Source organism: Caballeronia arvi, from assembly GCF_001544695.2.
GTDB classification, from domain to species: Bacteria; Pseudomonadota; Gammaproteobacteria; order Burkholderiales; family Burkholderiaceae; genus Caballeronia; species Caballeronia arvi.
In genome coordinates, this window is record NZ_FCOM02000014.1 from 14,923 (window position 1) to 32,861 (window position 17,939).

16 protein-coding genes are annotated in these 17,939 nt (G+C 65.3%); 3 read left to right on the plus strand and 13 right to left on the minus strand.

All coding sequences use genetic code 11. The features are described from left to right. Positions 1-256 precede the first annotated feature (256 nt). On the plus strand, positions 257-1,657 hold the full coding sequence (locus tag AWB74_RS17790) for a sensor histidine kinase (RefSeq protein ID WP_061148062.1): 1,401 nt from the start codon (positions 257-259) through the stop codon (positions 1,655-1,657). Here the strand turns inward: AWB74_RS17790 and AWB74_RS17795 are convergent. The 11 genes from AWB74_RS17795 to AWB74_RS17845 all read right to left on the minus strand — a co-directional run bounded on the left by AWB74_RS17795 (position 1,587) and on the right by AWB74_RS17845 (position 12,903). After that, positions 1,587-2,537, minus strand: a complete 951-nt coding sequence (locus AWB74_RS17795) for a LysR substrate-binding domain-containing protein (RefSeq protein WP_235024611.1) — start codon at positions 2,535-2,537, stop codon at positions 1,587-1,589. The genes AWB74_RS17790 and AWB74_RS17795 overlap by 71 nt on opposite strands. 64 nt (positions 2,538-2,601) lie before the next feature. Beyond that, positions 2,602-3,327: an amino acid ABC transporter ATP-binding protein gene (locus AWB74_RS17800; RefSeq protein WP_061148173.1), complete on the minus strand. Its 726-nt coding sequence runs from the start codon at positions 3,325-3,327 to the stop codon at positions 2,602-2,604. A 43-nt stretch (positions 3,328-3,370) separates the two neighbouring features. Beyond that, a complete protein-coding gene (locus AWB74_RS17805; protein WP_061148063.1) occupies positions 3,371-4,027 on the minus strand; it encodes an amino acid ABC transporter permease in 657 nt (218 codons plus the stop codon). Next, positions 4,024-4,776: an amino acid ABC transporter permease gene (locus tag AWB74_RS17810; protein WP_061148064.1), complete on the minus strand. Its 753-nt coding sequence runs from the start codon at positions 4,774-4,776 to the stop codon at positions 4,024-4,026. The genes AWB74_RS17805 and AWB74_RS17810 overlap by 4 nt, the downstream gene beginning before the upstream one ends. Positions 4,777-4,819: 43 nt before the next feature. Next, on the minus strand, positions 4,820-5,605 hold the full coding sequence (locus AWB74_RS17815) for a transporter substrate-binding domain-containing protein (RefSeq protein ID WP_061148065.1): 786 nt from the start codon (positions 5,603-5,605) through the stop codon (positions 4,820-4,822). Between the two features lie 38 nt (positions 5,606-5,643). Then, positions 5,644-6,717 carry an ABC transporter ATP-binding protein gene (locus AWB74_RS17820; protein WP_061148066.1) on the minus strand — a complete coding sequence of 358 codons (1,074 nt, stop codon included), beginning with the start codon at positions 6,715-6,717 and terminating at the stop codon, positions 5,644-5,646. A gap of 13 nt (positions 6,718-6,730) precedes the next feature. After that, positions 6,731-7,573 carry an ABC transporter permease gene (locus AWB74_RS17825; protein WP_061148067.1) on the minus strand — a complete coding sequence of 281 codons (843 nt, stop codon included), beginning with the start codon at positions 7,571-7,573 and terminating at the stop codon, positions 6,731-6,733. After that, a complete protein-coding gene (locus AWB74_RS17830; RefSeq protein ID WP_061148068.1) occupies positions 7,570-8,490 on the minus strand; it encodes an ABC transporter permease in 921 nt (306 codons plus the stop codon). Before AWB74_RS17830 ends, AWB74_RS17825 begins: the two co-directional genes overlap by 4 nt. 5 nt (positions 8,491-8,495) lie before the next feature. Then, positions 8,496-9,593 (minus strand): ABC transporter substrate-binding protein, encoded by a 1,098-nt coding sequence (locus AWB74_RS17835; RefSeq protein WP_061148069.1) that lies wholly within the window; start codon positions 9,591-9,593, stop codon positions 8,496-8,498. A gap of 140 nt (positions 9,594-9,733) precedes the next feature. After that, on the minus strand, positions 9,734-11,209 hold the full coding sequence (locus AWB74_RS17840) for an aldehyde dehydrogenase family protein (RefSeq protein WP_061148070.1): 1,476 nt from the start codon (positions 11,207-11,209) through the stop codon (positions 9,734-9,736). Beyond that, positions 11,206-12,903, minus strand: a complete 1,698-nt coding sequence (locus AWB74_RS17845; protein WP_087039087.1) for a 5-guanidino-2-oxopentanoate decarboxylase — start codon at positions 12,901-12,903, stop codon at positions 11,206-11,208. Before AWB74_RS17845 ends, AWB74_RS17840 begins: the two co-directional genes overlap by 4 nt. 219 nt (positions 12,904-13,122) lie before the next feature. Between AWB74_RS17845 and AWB74_RS17850 the strand changes: the two genes are divergently transcribed. Beyond that, a complete protein-coding gene (locus tag AWB74_RS17850; RefSeq protein WP_061148071.1) occupies positions 13,123-14,070 on the plus strand; it encodes a pseudouridine-5'-phosphate glycosidase in 948 nt (315 codons plus the stop codon). Between the two features lie 39 nt (positions 14,071-14,109). Further along, entirely contained in the window at positions 14,110-14,694 is a 585-nt protein-coding gene (locus tag AWB74_RS17855; protein WP_061148072.1) for an isochorismatase family cysteine hydrolase, read from the plus strand. A gap of 12 nt (positions 14,695-14,706) precedes the next feature. On the opposite strand, the gene AWB74_RS17860 is transcribed toward AWB74_RS17855, so the two are convergent. Together AWB74_RS17860 and AWB74_RS17865 are read right to left on the minus strand one after the other, a co-directional pair. Next, positions 14,707-16,089, minus strand: a complete 1,383-nt coding sequence (locus tag AWB74_RS17860) for a sigma-54-dependent transcriptional regulator (RefSeq protein ID WP_061148073.1) — start codon at positions 16,087-16,089, stop codon at positions 14,707-14,709. Further along, entirely contained in the window at positions 16,086-17,936 is a 1,851-nt protein-coding gene (locus tag AWB74_RS17865) for a sensor histidine kinase (RefSeq protein ID WP_061148074.1), read from the minus strand. The genes AWB74_RS17860 and AWB74_RS17865 overlap by 4 nt, the downstream gene beginning before the upstream one ends. Positions 17,937-17,939 lie beyond the last annotated feature (3 nt).

Sequence of the window (17,939 nt, forward strand, 5' to 3'; positions counted from 1 at the left end):
TTCTGGAAAGGACACTTGAAACACGCGGAATGACACCGCGCGTGGCGCCCGAGGTGGCAGCAGCACCAGAAGAGTCGCCGGATGAGCCGATGCACGCGAAAGAAGTGCACCTATCAACCTTATACCCAAGCCGGGAGAAAGTTATTCCAATACGCGCGTCCTACAATTCTTTCTAAAGCCGCGGTCTGGCGGGCTGGCGTGCCGTGCAGCCGCGCATCGATCGAATTGCATTTCATTCCTTCCGCAGGTCGGCGTCATGATCGAGTTAAAGGAACTGAGCGAGCATCCGCTCTTCGCGGATTTGTCGGAAGCGCTTTTGCAGTCTCTGCCCGAACAGCTCACGGAAGTGAGCTTCGCGGCCGGGGACGTCCTTGCCCGCGAAGGCGAAAAGAGGTCGCACTTTCACATCGTGCTGCAAGGGGAAGTCGCCGCGACGAAGTTGTCGCGCGGGCAGCGGATTCCCACGGCCCGGTTCATCGCACCGAGCTTTTTCGGGGCCATTTCGCTGCTCTCGGGCACGTCCGCCCCCAGCACGCTGAGAGCCGTGACCGACGGGCGCATCGCGTTGCTGCCGGAGCGCGCATTCCGCGAATTGCTGGTCGGCTCGGAGGCCTTCTGCCGCTTGATCTTCAAGAGTTCCTTCGATCGCCTGATGAATCTCGAAGCGACGCTGCGCAACTGCGAGAAACTGGCCGCCCTCGGCACGCTCGCGGCAGGCCTCGCGCACGAGCTGAACAATCCCGCGGCCGCGATGGTGCGTACGGCTGACCGTGCAGTGGCCGCACTGACGGCGATGAAGGCCGCGGACGTCGCGTTGCGCAATCACGCGATTCCTGTCGATGCGATGAAAATCCTGGAGAGCCTGGGCGATCGCCGGGACGTGACGAACGTGGCGCCGGGTATCGACGCCCTCAAGCAGAATCAGGCGATGGATGCGCTCGGCGACTGGCTCGTCGCACAGGGTGTGGCCAAGCCCTGGCTTCAGGCGCCGAGTCTCGCCGGCGCGGGCATCCTGCAGGAAGAGCTCGGCCCGCTCGCACTCGTTCTGACGCGAGAGCAGTTCTCCGCCGCCATTCACTGGCTGGCGTCGGCATTGGAGATCGACGCGCTGATGCAGGATATCCGCGTGGGCTCGGTGCGCATCTCGGAGATCGTCCGGGCGATGAAGTCCTATTCGCGCATGGATCAGGCGCCGCAGCAGGAAGTGGATATCCACGAAGGGATCGAAGACACCCTCATCATCATGCAGCACCGGCTCAGGCAGGGTGTCAACGTGCAGCGCGACTACGATCGCGGCCTGCCGCATCTGACCGTGTATGGCAGCGAGCTCAATCAAGTGTGGACCAACCTGATCGATAACGCGATCGATGCGACGAGCGGCACGGGCGACATCATCGTGCGGACCTATCGCGAGATGGACGAGGCGGTGGTCGAGATCATCGATAATGGGACCGGCATCGCCGACGACGTCATGCCGCATCTGTTCGAGCCATTTTTCACGACCAAGCCGCCGGGTCAAGGGATGGGTCTGGGCCTCGACATTTCATACCAGACCGTCGTCAACCGGCACCGCGGCGCACTGCTCGTCAGCTCACGTCCGGGAAAGACGACGTTTCAGGTGCGTCTGCCTCTCGCGGCGAAACCCGATCAGCCTTAGTCGCAGCCGTGTCCCGGTTGCGCATGATCCAGTCGCTGAAGAGCCTGACCTTCGGCTGATTCGCGACACAGTCCGGATAGACGAAGTAGTAGCGCGAACCCGTTTCGAGCACGATATCGAACGGCATGACGAGCCGCCGGGCCGCGACGTCTTCGCTGACCAGCGTCCGGTCGCTGATCGCGACGCCGAATCCCTGCATGGCGGCATTGGTCGCCAGATCGAGCGTTTCGAATGTCGGGCCGAGCGTCGCGTCGATCTCGCTCGCACCCACACGGTCGAGCCATAGCTTCCAGTCGCGATGATCCCGCGTCGGATGCAGCAGGGCATGATGCGCAAGATCCGCTGCGGCGGCGAGCGGCTTTTCACTGAGCAAATCTGGCGAGCACACGGGCGTGAGCTGCTCGTCGAAGAGCGGCACGGCGTGCACGTCCGCGCCGGGCGACGAGCCATAGATGATCGCCGCATCGAACGATTCCACCTGAAAATCGACGTCGTGCTGCCAGGTCGTCGTGATCTGAAGTTGCAGCTCGGGATGCTCGCTCTGAAAACGCATGATCCTCGGCAGCATCCAGCGCATCACGCAGGTCGGCACTTTCAGCGCGAGATCGGTGCGCTGGCGCGTGAGGCGCAACGACACCTCCTCGATACGCGCGAAACCCTCTCTGACGACCGGCAGCAGCACGTCGCCTTCGGCCGTCAGCGTCAATCCTCTCGCGCCCCGTATGAAAAGGGGAAATCCGAAGTATTCCTCGAGCGCGAGAATCTGCCGGCTGATCGCCCCTTGCGTGAGGCACAGGTGTTCAGCCGCGCGCGTGAAACTGCGGTGGCGCGCGACCGTCTCGAAGATCTGCAGTGCATTGAGCGGAGGAAGTCGTCGCATGGGGCGTGTCTCCGATCATGAATACGGTGTCGGCTGGAGCTATGGTAGCAAGCCGGACGCGATATTAATGAAGTATCTTGCCCAGAAAATCCCTCGCACGGTCGGACCGTGGATGGGCAAAGAATGCATCCTTGTCGTCGTCCTCGACGATGCGCCCGTGATCCATGAAGATCACCCGGTGCGCGACCTTTCTGGCAAACCCCATTTCATGCGTGACGCACATCATCGTCATGCCTTCCTGCGCCAGCTCGACCATCACATCCAGCACTTCGTTGATCATCTCCGGATCGAGGGCGGAAGTGGGTTCGTCGAACAGCATCGCGACGGGGTCCATCGACAGCGCTCGCGCAATCGCCACGCGCTGTTGCTGGCCGCCGGAAAGCTGCCCCGGAAACTTGTCCGCGTGCGCGCGCAGGCCGACTCGCTGGAGCAGGCGCAGCGCCTTGTCGGACGCTTCGTCTTTGGAGCGCCCCAGCACTTTCGTCTGCGCGAGCGTGAGGTTTTGCGTGATCGACATGTGCGGAAAGAGCTCGAAATGCTGAAACACCATCCCGACCTTCGAGCGCAGTTTCGACAGATTGGTCCGCTTGTCGTGGACGGACTGGCCATCGATCGTGATGCTGCCGCTCTGGAACGGCTCCAGGCCGTTGACCGTCTTGATGAGCGTCGACTTGCCGGAACCGGAAGGCCCGCAGACCACGACGACTTCGCCTTTGCTGACCGTGGTGCTGCAATCGGTCAGAACCTGAAACTGGCCGTACCACTTCGACACGTTACCGATGGAAATCATGCGCAAATCCGTTTGAAAAGGACGTTGGTCAAGACGCCGGACCTCAGCGATGTCTGCCGAGCCGATAGCGGCGTTCGAGCGCGCGCGCATACCAGGTCAGCGGAAAGCACATCGCGAAGTACAGCAACGCGACGAGGGCGTAGATCGGGAAAGGGCGGAACGCTGCGTTCGTGATCATGGTCCCGGTCTTGGTCAGCTCCGTGAGCCCGATGATCGACGTGAGCGCGGTGCTCTTCACGACCTGCACGAGAAAGCCCACGGTCGGCGGCACGGCGATCTTCCAGGCCTGCGGCCAGACCACATAACGCAACTGCTGCGTCCATGTCATGCCGAGGCTCGCCGCCGCGCTCCATTGGCCGCGGGGCACCGCTTCCACGCAGCCTCGCCAGATATCGGCGAGATAGGCGCCGGTGTAGAGCGTGAGCGTGACCGTCGCGGCAGCCCACGGCGACACTTCGACGCCCAGCATCGGCAAGCCGAAAAACCCGAGGAAGAGCTGCATCAGAAGCGGCGTGCCCTGAAACACTTCGACATACAGCACCACGAACCTGCGCAGCCACGGCAGCGGCGACACCCGCATCGCGAGCAGCACCAGCCCCGTCAGGCCGCCGCCGACGAACGCGATCAACGACAGCAAAACCGTCCAGCGCGCGGCGAGAAACAGGTTGCGCGCGATATCCCATAGCGTGAACTCGATCATCGTGAACGCTCCTTCGGAAGGCCCAAGCGCATGGACAACAGATTGCGCCATCCGCGTCGCGGCGCGCTCGCGGCGCCGCCACGCGCGGCCCGTCCCGCGAACAGCCGCTTGCCGAGCCGGTTGATCAGCATGCGCAGCACGATCGACAGCAGCAGATAGATCGCGGTGACGATCACGTAGCATTCGAACGAACGGAAGTTGCGCGACTGAATGAAACTGGCGGCATGCGTCAGGTCCGGCACCGAAATCTGCGATACGACCGCCGAGCCGAGCATCACGATCAGCACTTGCCCGAGCAACGCCGGAAACACGTTGGCGAGCGCCTGCGGCAACACGATGTGGCGAAAGACGTGCGGGCCGCGCAGACCGAGCGCCATCGCGGCCTGCACTTGTCCGCGCGGGATCGAGTCGATGCCCGCCCGCACGATCTCGGTCGCATACGCACCGAGATTCACCGTCATCGCGAGCACGGCGGCTTCGATTTCGCCGATGTGCACGCCGAGACTCGGCAGCCCGAAGAACACGAAGAAGAGCTGCACGAGAAACGGCGTATTGCGAATGACCTCGACATACGTGGCCACCACGGCGCGAACCGGCTTCGACCCCGTCACGGCAAGACACGCTCCGCCGATGCCGACCAGACCGCCCAATAGCGTCGATACGGCGGTGAGGCCGAGCGTGACCGCGACGCCATGCGCGAGCACGTCCAGGTAGAGGCCGAAGTCGCTGAAATCGAACGTGTAGGTCATCGAATCATCCTCAGCGTGCGAATGAGCGGAAAAGCGCAGCGCATCACAGATCGGCCGGCAGCGGTGCGCGCAGCCACTTCTGCGAAATGGCGTTCATCGTGCCGTCCTTCTTCGCGGCCGCGATGGCCTCGTCCACCTTCTGCTTGAGGCGCGGTTCGTTCTTGTTCAGGCCGACGTGATCGGGCGAACTGAAGAGCGAAAACTTCTGCTCGGGTTCGTTCGAGGGGCGACGGGCGATGATCGTCGCGCCCACGTCGTTGCCCACCACGAGCAATTGCGCCTGACCGGACAGGAACGCGGAGATGGCGCCGTTCGGATCGTCGAATCGCTTGATGGACGCGGACGGCGGCGCGACCTTGCTCACGCTCAGGTCTTCGAGCGTGCCGCGCGCGACGGCCACGCTCTTGCCGGCCAGGTCGCCTGCGTTCTTCACGGCCAGCGACTTCGGACCGAATACGGCGAGGTTGTACGGCGCATACGCCTGCGAGAAGTCGATCACCTTTTCGCGCTCCGGCGTCTTGCCGACCGAGAGCAGCATGTCGGCCTTGTGGTCGGCGAGGTAGGCCATGCGGTTGTCGCCCGTGACCTGAACCAGCTCGACCTTCGCATTGAGCGTCTTGCCGATCAGGTTCGATACATCGATGTCATAGCCTTGCGGCTTCATGTCCGGCCCGATGGAGCCGAACGGCGGATAGTCCTCGAAGACGCCGATCCGCACGACGCCGGATTTGCCGATCGAGTCGAGCGCATCGGCGTGAGCCAGCGGCGCAAATGCGCAAAGACCCGCGATGGCGAGCGTGGCGGAAGTACGCTTGAAAATGGTGTTCATGAGGGTGTCTCCTGTGACTATGTTTTGGTCGGCGTGAATCAGTGCGCGGTGCGTGCCGCGATGAGCTTGCAGGCATGCGGCGGCAACTCCGCGAAGATCGGCATGCCTACCTGAAGGTCCGGCGTCTCGCGCGGGGTCGTGGCGGCGGTCAGCGTGAAGCCGGCGCAATCGATGGTGGCTTCGAGCGACGAGCCGACATCGCGGATGAACGCCACCTTTCCGGCCAGCACGTTCGGTCCCGGATCGGCGACGGCCGCTCGCATCGATACGTCTTCGGGGCGAATCAGCAAGCGGACATCGCCTGTCGCACCGCTCGTGCGCAGCGCGGCGTCGACGATGATCTGCTGGCCGCCGGGAAGCCCGATGCGGTCCGTGCCGTCGAGCGTGACGGGCAGGATGTTGCCGAGCCCGATGAAATCCGCGACGAACTCGCTGACGGGATTGCGGTAGATATCGAGCGGCTTGCCGACCTGCGCGATGCGGCCTTTTTCCATCACGACGATTTCGTCGGCCATCGTCATGGCTTCGCGCTGATCGTGCGTCACCATGATCGTCGTGATGCCGAGACGTTGCTGCAGCAGACGGATTTCGACCTGCATCGCCTCACGCAGCTTCGCGTCGAGGGCCGAGAGCGGTTCGTCGAGCAGCAGCAGTTTCGGCGACGACGCGATGGCGCGGGCAATCGCCACGCGCTGGCGCTGGCCGCCCGACAGCCGCGAGACCGGCCGGTCCGCCATGTGCGGCAACTGGATCAGGTCGAGCAGTTCGGCGACGCGCGCGGCTTGCGCGTCCTTCGCGACCCGGCGCAGCCGCAGCGGATACGCGATGTTCTGCGCCACCGTCATGTGAGGAAAGAGCGCGAGCGACTGGAACACCATGCCGAAATCGCGCTGGTTCGCGGGGACGTGCGTGAGATCGCGCCCGGCGAATGCGACCGTCCCCGACGTTGCCGTCTCCAGTCCCGCGATGATCCGCAGCAGCGTCGTCTTCCCGCAGCCGGACGGTCCGAGAAAGCACACGAGCTTGCCGTCGGGCACGGCGAGATCGACATGATCGACCGCGCATGCCGATTGAAAGCGCTTCGTCACCGCCTGAAGTGTCAGATGAGTCATGAGGGTTCCCTGTTCACAGCGCGACGCCTGCGTCGCCGACGAGCTTTTCGAGCAGCCAGATCAATGCGAAATCGATGAGCACGATGACGACCGCGAACGAGAACACGGTCGGATCGAGCGAGGACACGGTGCGGCTGTACAGCCAGATCGGCAGCGTCATCGTGTCGATGCCGTACAGAAAGAACGTCACCGTGAATTCGTTGAACGAGATGATGAAGGCGAACAGCATGCCGGCGAGAATGCCCGGCCGCATGAGCGGCAAGACCACGTCGACGATCGCGCGGCGCGGGCTCGCGCCCATCAGGCACGCGGCTTCCTCGAACTCCGGCCCGATCGATGCGACCGACGCGGCACAGTTCTTCACCGTGAACGGCAAGGCGAGAATCACGTGCGCGATGATGAGCCGCAGCATGCCGAGCTCGACCGGCAGCACGTTGAACACGAGCAGCAGCGAGAGCCCGAGCATCACGAGCGGATAGACGAGCGGCAGCGCGACGAGCTGTTCGATCACGGACTTGCCGCGGAAGCGGTAGCGCGAGAGCGCGTAGGCGGCGGGCACCGAGACCGCGGTGGCGATGATCATCGTCGAGACCGCGACGATGAGGCTCGTCGTCAGCGCGGCGCCCATCGAGAGCACGTCGCTGGCATCGGGCGACAGGAACGTGTGCCACGCTGCGTGATACCAGCGCAGCCCGAAGCTCTGCGGCGGAAATTCGAGCGTGTCGGAGTTGCCGAACGACATCGTGATCATCGTGAGGATCGGCAAGGCGGCGAGAAACAGCACGATGGTCGCGAGCGAGCTGGTCGCGCGGCTCAGCCGTCCCGGCATGATCGCGGAGAGACGCAGGGTATTCATGAGCAGGATTCCTCCGTGCGCTGCATGCCGCGCACGAGCCGTTGCGAAACCGACATGACGACGAGCGTCGCCACCATCAGCACCACGCCCGATGCCGATGCGGCCGGCCAGTTCAGTAGCGGCGCCACCTGGTCATGCACGAGCACGGCGAGCATGGGCACGCGGCGCCCGCCGAGCAGCAGCGGCACGGCGAACGCGCTCGCGTTGTAGGCGAAGACGAGCAGCGCGCCGGACACGAGGCCGGGCATCGCCAGCGGCAGGACGACGTGGCGCAGCGTCTGCCAGCGGGTCGCGCCGAGCGTCGCGGCGGCTTCCTCGTAGGAACGCGAGATGGCGCGCATCGCGCTCGCGAGCGGCAGCACGGCCAGCGGAAACGCGGTCTGGATCAGGCCGAGCAGCACGCCGTTCTCGCGATAGAGCCACTGGAGCGGGCGGCGAATCACGCCGGCGGCGAGCAGCGCATGATTCAGCATGCCGGCCGGGCCCAGCATCACGAGCCAGCCATAACCTTGCAGCAGCAGGTTGACGAGCAGCGGCAGCAGCACGCCCGCAAGCAGAAGACGGCGGGCGAGCCGCGACTCGGTGCGCGCCATCGCGAGCGCGACGGGAATCGCGAGCAAGACCGCACAGACCATGCTTTGAAACGCGAGCTTCAGCGTGAGCCAGAGCGAGCGCAGGAAGTACGAATCGGCGAGGTCCGCGTAATTGCGGAGCGTGAGCGCATGCCACTCGTTCCCCGACACGCCGAAGCTCATGCGCAGCACCGCGAGCGTGGCCGCGACGAGCACGGCGAGAAACGCGAGGATGGGCGCGAGCAGAAGCCACGGCGGCACCCTGGGCAGCGCGGCAGCCGCCGATTGCTCAGGGGCGGCGCCCGCCATCGCTGCCGTCCTGCGGCGGAATGAGAGTGCGGACATGGATATCAGGCCGAGAAGATTTCCGTATAGCGCTTGATCCAGGCCGGCTGTACGGCGGCGAGCGCCTTGTCGTCGTGCAGCACGGCGTTCTCCGCGATCTGCTGGGGAGACGGCACGAACGCGCGGCTTTCGGCGGGGATCACCGCCTTCGAGTTCACCGGTCCATTGAGCACGTCGGCGGCCATGCGGCCTTGCACGCCGGCATCGAGCGAATGGTTGATGAACGCGTGAATCAGTTCGATGTCGCCCGGATGCGCCTTCGGAATCACCGTGAACATCAGTTGCGTCGCGAAGCCTTCCTTCATGCCGTACGTGACGGCCATCTTGTACTCGGGCTTGCGCAACTGATTGGGGAAAAACGCCGGCGAATAGATGCCGCCGATATCCAGCGACCCGGTGCGAAAGAGATCGGCGACCTGATTCGGATTCTCGCCGAGCGTGAGCACCCGGTCCTTCAGTTGCGCGAGCTTCTTGAAGCCCGGCTCGATGTTCTGTTGCGAGCCACCGGCCATCTTCGCGGCGATGATCGCGAGATCGACCGCTTCGGCCCATTCCGGCGGCGGCAGGAAGATGCGGCCCGCATACTTCGGATCCCAGAGCGCCTCGTAGGTCGAAGGCGCCGTCTTGACCGACGACGTGCTGTACACGAGCCCGTCCGACCACAGCAGATAGCCGATGCCGAAGCCATTGGCGCCGGTGCGGTACTGCGCGGGGACATCCTTCAGATTGGGCAGGCGGTTCAGATCGGGCTTCATCAAGAGGCCGGCATCCGCGAGGCCCGAGGCGCCCACGCCAGCGAGCGTGATGACATCGTAGGTCGGCCGGTCGCCGGCCGCTTTCACTTTCGCCACCATGCCGGATGTGCCGTCGGCGCGATCGGCGACGACCTGCGCGCCGGTCTTCTGACTGAAGGTCGCGGCGATGTTGCGCAGTGCCGCGGCGCCGGTGTCGTCGGACCATGTCAAGAGACGCAGCGTCTTGCCGGCGAAGCTCTTTTCCTGCGCCCTTGCCGTGCTGATGAACGGCATCGGCAGGCTCGATGCGGCGAGCGCCATGCCGATGGTCTTGATGGCCTGCCTTCTGCCTCGTTTGATGTCTTGCATGGCTTGCTCCTCGATGAACGTGCGGCGGACTACAACGGCGGTCGGTGAGAACACTCTAGGGATGCAAAATTTCGGCAACAATCGAATTCTCGGCATGGTTGCCATGAGCCGAACGCATGGCTCGGGCTTCGAAAAACCTTTCAGACGGGGCCACTCGTGGTTAATACCTGCTTGATTTCCTGGAAGGACGCGAGCCCGAACGGGCCCAGTTCGCGGCCGATGCTGCTTTTCTTGTAGCCGCCCCAGGAGGTCTGAGGAAAGATCAGTTGCGGCGTGTTGATCCAGACGACGCCCGCCTGTAACGCGCCCGCTACGCGCTGGCCACGTGCCGCGTCGCGCGTGACGACGGTTGCGACCAGACCGAACTCGGTATCGTTGGCCGTGGCGATCGCATCGTCTTCCGTATCGAAGCTGCGCACGCACAGCACGGGTCCGAAGATTTCTTCGCGCCACACTGCGCTGCCGGTGGGGACACCGACGAACATCGTTGGCTGAACGAAATAGCCGCGTTCTTCCGGCGCGCCGCCCTGGACCACGAGACTCGCGCCGTCCGCCTTGCCCCGCGCGATGAAGCGTTGCACGCGATCGTATTGCGCGCGGTTCGTGAGCGGCCCCATCTGCACGCCGGATTCGAACGGATCGCCGACGACGGTCCGCGCCACCCGGTCGGCGAGGCGCGCGATCAGCGCCTCCGCGAGCGGCCGCTCGACGAGCACGCGCGACGTGGCCGAGCACATCTGTCCGGCGTTGAAGAACGCGCCGCCCACGACGAGATCGACCGCGAGATCGAGGTCGGCGTCCGCGAACACGACGATCGACGACTTGCCGCCCAGTTCGAGGCTCACGCCCTTGATGGATTGCGCGGCCGCTTTCATGACCTGCTCACCGACCGCCGTGCTGCCGGTGAACGAAACCTTCGACACGAGCGGATGCGTCGTGAGCGCTGCGCCGACTTCCGTGCCGGTGCCCGTCACGACGTTGAACACGCCCGGCGGCAGACCTGCTTGCTCGACGATCGCGGCCAGTTCCAGCTCCGGCAGCGGGGTGAATTCGGAGGGCTTCAGCACGACGGCGCATCCCGCGGCGAGCGCGGGCGCGAGCTTCCACGCCGTCGTCACCATCGGGAAGTTCCACGGCACGATCAATCCGACCACGCCCGCCGGTTCGCGACGGATCACGGCGCGATGCTCGCTGCTCGGAAGCGCGATCGCTTCGTCGGGCGCATCCAGCGTTTCAGCGAGTTCCGCGTAATAGTCGAAGGTCGCGACCACGTCGCCGACGTCGATCCGCGACTCGGCGATCGGCTTGCCGTTGTTGTGCGACTGGAGCGCGGCGAGATGCTCGCCATGCGCCTCCACGCCGCGCGCAATCGCACGCAGAAAGGCCGCGCGCTCCGCACCCGAGGTCTGCTTCCAGGCGCGAAAGGCATGCGACGCCGCCCGCACCGCGCGATCGACATCGGCGGGGCCGCCGGCTTCCACTTCGACGATCGTTTCTTCAGTCGATGGATTCACGACGGGCAGCCGCTGCCGCGTCTCGGACACGCACCACGCGCCATCGATGAAGAGCCGGGTGCGCAGCGGGAAATCGAAAAGGGGGCGTGCTTGCGCGCTCATGACGGCACCCGTGCAAACCAGTCGGCTTCGCGAATCTCGATCACGGTCGGAACCTCGCGCGATACCGCCCGCCGCAATTCGGCGTCGAGCGTGGATGGATCGTCGGCTCTCGTGGCCTCGCATCCGAAGGCGCTTGCCAGCGCCATGAAGTCGGGCGTGTAGATATCGACGCCGACGGGCGAGATATCGCGTTGATCCATATATTTCCGGATTTCGCCGTAGCCGAAGTTGTTCCACAGCAGCACGATCACGGGCACGCGCGCTTCCACCGCGCTCGCCAGTTCCGGCAGCGTGAACTGGAGTCCGCCGTCGCCGATCAGACACACGACGGGCCGCTCACGCGCGGCGAGCTTCGCACCGATAGCGGCGGGCAGGCCATATCCGAGCGTGCCGTAGCCGGTTGAAGAGTTGAACCACGAGCGCGGCGTGGGCGCGTCGTGGAGGAAATTGCCCGCGTAGACCGGACTCGTCGAATCGCCCGCGATGATGACGTCGGGCAAGGCGCCGACGATCGTGTCGATGAAGCGCTTCTGCGATCGCATCGCGGCGTCGCAGCTTGTCATGACGGCATCGCGCACCGCCTTCACGCGCGCGGCGCCCCAGTCCGGCGAAGCGGGACGTATCGGCCGCTCGTGCAGTCGCGTCGACAGGGCGCTCAATGCTTCGCGCGCATCGCCGACGATGGCGATATCCGGATGAGCGTTGCGCATCGCCTGCTGCGCGTCGATATCGATGCGGATGAGTTGTCCGGCGATCGCGAAGCCGCCATCGAAGACGACGTCATAGTCGGTCTCGCCCAGCTCGGTTCCGACCGCGAGCACGACGTCGGCTTCGCGGATCATCGCGCGGGTGGGCGGCAGCGATTGCGTCGAGCCGATGAGAAGCGGCGCTCCGCACGGGAGAAGACCTTTCGCGTTGGTGGTGAGCGCAACGGGCGCCTGCAGCCGCTCGGCGAGCTCGCGCAATTCGACCGCGGCGTGCGCCGCGCCGCCGCCGGCGAGAATCAGCGGGCGTTGGGCATCGGCGAGCAGGTCCACGGCAGAAGCGAGCGCGGCGGGATGTGCGGTGGGCTTTGACGCGCGCACGGCGGGTGCCGGCTTCATCGCGCTTGCCGGAGACACGATGACATCGAGCGGAATCTCGATATGCACGGGCCGCGGACGCGCGCTCTCGAACACGGCGAACGCGCGTGCAAGCACTTGCGGCAACTCGGCGGCATCGAGCAAGGTGTGCGAGAACGCGGCGAGTCCGCTGAATACTTCGCGCTGCGAAGGCAGTTCGTGCAGACGTCCGTCGCCGTTGCCGAGCTGGCCTCGTGCATTGACGCTCGATATCACGAGCATCGGAATGGAATCGGCATAGGCTTGCGCCATCGCGGTCGCGATGTTGGTCATGCCCGGCCCGGTGATGATGAAGCACACGCCGGGTTTGCCCGTGACGCGCGCGTATCCGTCGGCCATGAAGCCCGCGCCCTGTTCGTGGCGGGGCGTGACGTGGCGGATCGACGAGCGCGCAAGGCCGCGATAAAGCTCGACGGTGTGCACACCCGGGATGCCGAAGACGTACTGAACGCCGTAGGTTTCGAGCAATGTGACGAGCGCTTCGCCGCAGGTGCGGGGGCATGCGGTTGCCTGACTGTTTGCCGCTCTTGCATTGCGTTCGTCGAAGTGCTTGCTGGATTCGCGAAGGTTCATCGGTCGTCGCATTCCTGGTTGGTTTCAGCGCGGACGCGGCTGGAGTGAAGTCATTCTCGATGCGGCTCCGTCGCGACGACAATCGAAAAGATCTCATGAGGCGCATGACTTCCGTGCATGGGGCATTGCAGGCACGATCAGAGGGATGAGCGTGCGATGTCCGATGCAGACCCGGCGTCGTGCTGCATACTTGGGAATCGCACCGCGGAGGACATCGACATGGCTGACGACCTTGCACGATCCTGGCTGAGCTTCAGCCTGCCCGTGGCCGCTGCGCAGGCCGCGGGGCGGCCCATCGTGGCGCTGGAATCGACGATCATCGCCCACGGCATGCCTTACCCCGAGAACATTCGCACCGCGCGCGAAGTGGAGGCGGTGATTCGCGACGCCGGGGCCGAGCCCGCGACGATCGCCCTGATCGGCGGGCGAATCCGCATCGGCGTGACGGACGAAGAGCTGGAACTGCTCGGCCATTCGGATCACGTCCACAAGGTGAGCCGCCGCGATCTGCCGGCCGTGCTGGCCAGCGGAGAGACGGGCGCCACGACGGTGGCGGGCACGATGATCTGTGCGGCACTGGCCGGCATCGAGGTATTCGTTACCGGAGGCATTGGCGGCGTGCACCGGGGCGCACCGGAAACCTTCGACATCTCGGCCGATCTGCAGGAACTGGCGAAGACTTCGGTGACGGTGGTCTGCGCCGGTGCGAAGTCCATTCTCGACATCGGCCTCACGCTGGAATACCTGGAGACGCACGGCGTGCCGGTGCTCAGTTGCGAGCAGGACAACTTCGCCGCGTTCTACACGCGCGACAGCGGCTTTCGCGCGGACTTCAGGCTGGACGGCGCGGCGGAGCAGGCGCGCTTCATCCGCACCAAGTGGGACCTGGGCCTCGCGGGCGGTGTCGTGTTGAGCACGCCGGTGCCGGAAGTATCGGAGATGGCGGTCGAGGAGATCGACGCGCTGACGCAGCAGGCGCTCGCCGAGGCGACGGCGCAAGGCATCGCCGGTAAGGCGATCACACCGTTCGTGCTCACGCGCATTCACGCGCTGACGAACGGGCGCAGTCTGGCGACGAATATCGCGCTCGTGAAACACAATGCCGAAGTGGGAGCGAGGCTGGCACTTGCTTTGGCGCACGCGGGTCGCGGGGCGCGTGAAGCCTAGCGGCCGCTTCGCCGCATTCGACGCAAAGGAGATGTGTATATGGGAACACCGTCCTCGCAGATTCCAGCGATCACGCCGGCGCGAACCGCGCTCATCGTCATGCATTATCAGACCGATATTCTCGGGCTCTTCCCATCGGTCGCGCCGTCGCTGCTTCCCAACACGCGCAAGCTATGCGATGCAGCGCGGGCCAAAGGCGTCGGCGTCTATTTCGCCAATCTCCGGTTCAGTGCGGGCTATCCGGAAGTGAGCCCATCGAACAAGAACGGGCAGGGGATCAAGCGGCTCGGTCTTTTCATCGACGACGGGACCGCGCCCGAGTTGGGCCAGCAGGCCGATGAACCGCTCATCATCGCGCACCGGGCCAGCGTGTTCTTCGGCACCGGTCTGGAAGCACGGCTTTGCGCACGAGGGATCGACTCGCTGATCTTGGTCGGCATTGCGTCGACGGGCGTCGTGCTGTCGTCGGTCGCGTATGCAAGCGACGCAGACTTCCACCTGTACACGGTGAAGGACTGTTGTTACGACCCGGATCAGGTGGTCCATGAACATCTGTTCGCCACCGCATTCGATTCGCGCACGACGGTGCTGTCGCTCGCGGATGCGTCGATGTTGCTTGCCTAGATCACCGCCAACTTAACCCTCTTCCCCCTCCGCCGCCTCACTGCGCGCCGGAATCCTGAACTGCCGCAGCTTGTGGTACAGCGTCTTGCGCGGCATGCCGAGCGCCTCGCTCGCCGCGCCGACGTTGCCGCCATGACGCCGCAGCATGTCCTCGATCAGCACCCGCTCGATATACGCGAGCTGCTCGCTGAGCGAGACGCCGCGCGGACGGTCGCCGGAGGGGATCAGTTCATCGCCCGCGAGCCCGAGCACGAAGCGATCCGCCACGTTCTGCAACTCGCGTACGTTGCCGGGCCATTGGTGCGACGTCAGTTCCGAGACTTGCGCCGCCGTGACCGTCGGCGCGTCCTGACCGAAGCGCTGCGCTGCCGCCAGCACGAAGTGCTCGAACAACAGCGGCACATCCTCGCGTCGCTCACGCAGGGGCGGCAGATCGATCATCGCGACGTTGAGCCGGTAGAACAGGTCGGCGCGAAAGCCTCCTTCGGCAGAGAGCGACGCGAGGTCGGCCTTGGACGCGGCGACCACGCGGCAGTCCACGGCGATCGATTCATTGGTGCCGAGCCGTTCCACGCGCCGCTCCTGCAGCACGCGCAACAGCTTGATCTGCAGCGCGATCGGCATGGTCTCGATCTCGTCGAGAAAGAGTGTGCCGCCATCGGCCCATTCGATCTTGCCTACGCGATTCTTCGTCGCGCCCGTGAACGCGCCCGCTTCGTGCCCGAACAGCTCGCTCTCGAAAAGCTGCTCGGGCAAGCCGCCGCAATTGAGCGCGACGAAGTGATGCTCGCGCCGCGTGCCATAGTCATGCAGCGCCCGCGCGATCAGTTCCTTGCCGGTGCCCGTCTCGCCCGTGATCAGCACCGAGACGGACGTGTCCGCGAGCCGCAGGATTTTCTTGCGCACGTCGGCGATGGCCGGCGACTTGCCGAGCACGAGCGCCTCGATGCCGCGCCAGTTGTGCAGCGCGGCGCGCAGGCCCTCAACCTCCAGCGTGAGCCGGCGCTTCTCGACCGCCCGCGCGACACGTCCGGCAATATGCTCGGACGAGAACGGCTTCTCGATGAAATCGTAGGCGCCCATGCGCATCGCGCCGACGGCCGTCGAAATGTCGGCATGGCCGCTGATCAGCACGACGGGAATCTGCGCGTCGATGGCGAGCACGCGTTCGAGCAGTTGCATGCCGTCCATGCCCGGCATGCGCAGGTCGGAGACGAAGATCACCGGCGCGCCGGGCACAGCCGCGGCGAGCGCGCTTGCCGCCGTCGCGTGCGATTCCACCGGAAAACCCGCGAGCGCCACCGCCTGTTCCACGCCGAGGCGCACGTTCTCGTCGTCCTCGACGATCACGACGCGAATGTCATCGCCGGTCCGCTGACTCGATTGCTGGTTCACTGTCGACTCTCCGCCGCTACGAATTCGATGCTGAATTGTGCGCCGCCGCCGTCCGGATTGGCAGCCGATATCCGCGCGCCAAAGCCTTCCACGATGCGCGACGTGATCGCGAGTCCGAGGCCGAGGCCATGACCGCGCGGCTTCGTCGTCACGAACGGCTCGAACAGATGCGCGAGCACTTGCGGATCGATGCCGGGGCCGTTGTCGGCGATGAAGAACATTACGCGCGCGGGGTCATCGGCCCGGCGCGCGCCGATGCGGATGCGGCGCTCGTCGCGCCCGGCGAGCGCATCGAGGGCATTGCCGAGCAGATTGACGATCACTTGCTGCAGGCGTCCGGGCTCCGCTTCCACGATGGCGTCCGGCGCGATGTCGACATCGACATGAACGCCTTCGTCGCGGATGCGCGCCTCGTAGATGAGCCGCGCATGGGCGACCGCATCGCCGAGCGGGACCGGGACCGTCTGCGTCTCGGGCTTTCTCGCGAAGGCTTTCAGTTCGGCCGTGAGCACCGCCATGTTCTCGACGAGCTTGCCGACGCGCTCGAGATTGGCGATGGCCTGCGCCGGCTGATCGCGCTCGAAGAACGTGCGCGCGTTGTCGCACAGCGTGCGGATCGCGACGAGCGGCTGATTGATCTCGTGCGTGAGGCCCGCCGCCATCTGTCCGAGCACAGCGAGCTTGCCCGCGTGCACGAGTTCCTGTTGCGAGTCGCGCAGTTTTTGCTCGGTGCGCGCGCGTTCGTCGATCTCCTCCTGCATGCGCTCGTTGGCCGTGACGAGCGCCGCGGTGCGCTGCTGGACGGTCGCTTCGAGACGGTCGTTGGCGCGCTGCAGCGCATCCTGCGCCTTCAACCGCTCGGCGATCACCCGGCGCCGCTGCACGGCGTAAAGGGCATAGAGCGCCGCGATCAGGAACGCGCCTGTCACAAACGCGAACGCGAGTTGTTGCTGACGCCGCGCCGCGGATAGATCGAGGACGACCATGATCGCATCGCCTGCTTGCGGCGCGCTGCGCGACATCACGAGATAGCGCCGCTCGCGGCCCGGATGCGCCCGGTCGGGCAGGCGTGCGAACCAGGCGCCGTTGCGCCAGTCGTCGAGCCGCTCGTAACCCAGCGCTTCGACCTTGCGGCCCGCGTACTGGCGCGTGGCCTGAATCTGCGCCTGCTTCTGCGCGGCGATGGGCGCGAGCGCGGTGAACTTCCACGCCGGGACGGTCGAGATCACGACGACGCCATTGCCATCGACGACCATCGCGGCTTCGTTCGGCACGCGCCATGCGTGTTCCAGCGGATCGACGCTGATCTTGACGGCCGCCGCGCCGAGCACCTTCTGCCCGCCGCGCACCGCGCTCGCGAAGTAGAGCCCCGGCTCGCCCGTGTTCGTGCCGATGCCGAAGAAGCGGCCGCTGCCAGTCGAGATCGAATCGATGAAGTACGGACGGTACGCGACGTTGGTGCCGACGAAGCTCACCGGCTGGTTCCAGTTGCTCGCGGCGATGACGTCGCCGTTCAGGTCGATGACATCCACGGCGACGCTGCCCGCGTCCTTGTTGACCGCTTCCAGATAGCCATTGACGGCGGGCAGCAGCGCACGCCTCGAATCGCGCGGCGCTTCCAGCAGGGTCTTGATGCTGTCCTGGCGGGCGGCGAGCGCGGGAAGGATTTCATAACGCCCCAGCTCGCTTCTGAGGCTCGCCGCGTACAGATCGAGGCGATGCGCGCCTGCATCGGTCAGTGCGTCCAGCCCGCGATGCCAGGCGAATTCCATTGCGGCGGCAGCCGCGGCCAGATAAAGCGCCGCGGCTGCCGCCCATGCCCACAACGGAATGCCCCGCATCGTCATGTT

What these genes read in the sequence shown, in the direction of transcription:
- AWB74_RS17790 (WP_061148062.1), top strand. Translation starts at nt 257, where the DNA reads ATGATCGAGTTAAAGGAACTGAGCGAGCATCCGCTCTTCGCGGATTTG.
- AWB74_RS17795 (WP_235024611.1), bottom strand. Translation starts at nt 2,537, where the DNA reads ATGCGACGACTTCCTCCGCTCAATGCACTGCAGATCTTCGAGACGGTC.
- AWB74_RS17800 (WP_061148173.1), bottom strand. Translation starts at nt 3,327, where the DNA reads ATGATTTCCATCGGTAACGTGTCGAAGTGGTACGGCCAGTTTCAGGTT.
- AWB74_RS17805 (WP_061148063.1), bottom strand. Translation starts at nt 4,027, where the DNA reads ATGATCGAGTTCACGCTATGGGATATCGCGCGCAACCTGTTTCTCGCC.
- AWB74_RS17810 (WP_061148064.1), bottom strand. Translation starts at nt 4,776, where the DNA reads ATGACCTACACGTTCGATTTCAGCGACTTCGGCCTCTACCTGGACGTG.
- AWB74_RS17815 (WP_061148065.1), bottom strand. Translation starts at nt 5,605, where the DNA reads ATGAACACCATTTTCAAGCGTACTTCCGCCACGCTCGCCATCGCGGGT.
- AWB74_RS17820 (WP_061148066.1), bottom strand. Translation starts at nt 6,717, where the DNA reads ATGACTCATCTGACACTTCAGGCGGTGACGAAGCGCTTTCAATCGGCA.
- AWB74_RS17825 (WP_061148067.1), bottom strand. Translation starts at nt 7,573, where the DNA reads ATGAATACCCTGCGTCTCTCCGCGATCATGCCGGGACGGCTGAGCCGC.
- AWB74_RS17830 (WP_061148068.1), bottom strand. Translation starts at nt 8,490, where the DNA reads ATGTCCGCACTCTCATTCCGCCGCAGGACGGCAGCGATGGCGGGCGCC.
- AWB74_RS17835 (WP_061148069.1), bottom strand. Translation starts at nt 9,593, where the DNA reads ATGCAAGACATCAAACGAGGCAGAAGGCAGGCCATCAAGACCATCGGC.
- AWB74_RS17840 (WP_061148070.1), bottom strand. Translation starts at nt 11,209, where the DNA reads ATGAGCGCGCAAGCACGCCCCCTTTTCGATTTCCCGCTGCGCACCCGG.
- AWB74_RS17845 (WP_087039087.1), bottom strand. Translation starts at nt 12,903, where the DNA reads ATGAACCTTCGCGAATCCAGCAAGCACTTCGACGAACGCAATGCAAGA.
- AWB74_RS17850 (WP_061148071.1), top strand. Translation starts at nt 13,123, where the DNA reads ATGGCTGACGACCTTGCACGATCCTGGCTGAGCTTCAGCCTGCCCGTG.
- AWB74_RS17855 (WP_061148072.1), top strand. Translation starts at nt 14,110, where the DNA reads ATGGGAACACCGTCCTCGCAGATTCCAGCGATCACGCCGGCGCGAACC.
- AWB74_RS17865 (WP_061148074.1), bottom strand. Translation starts at nt 17,936, where the DNA reads ATGACGATGCGGGGCATTCCGTTGTGGGCATGGGCGGCAGCCGCGGCG.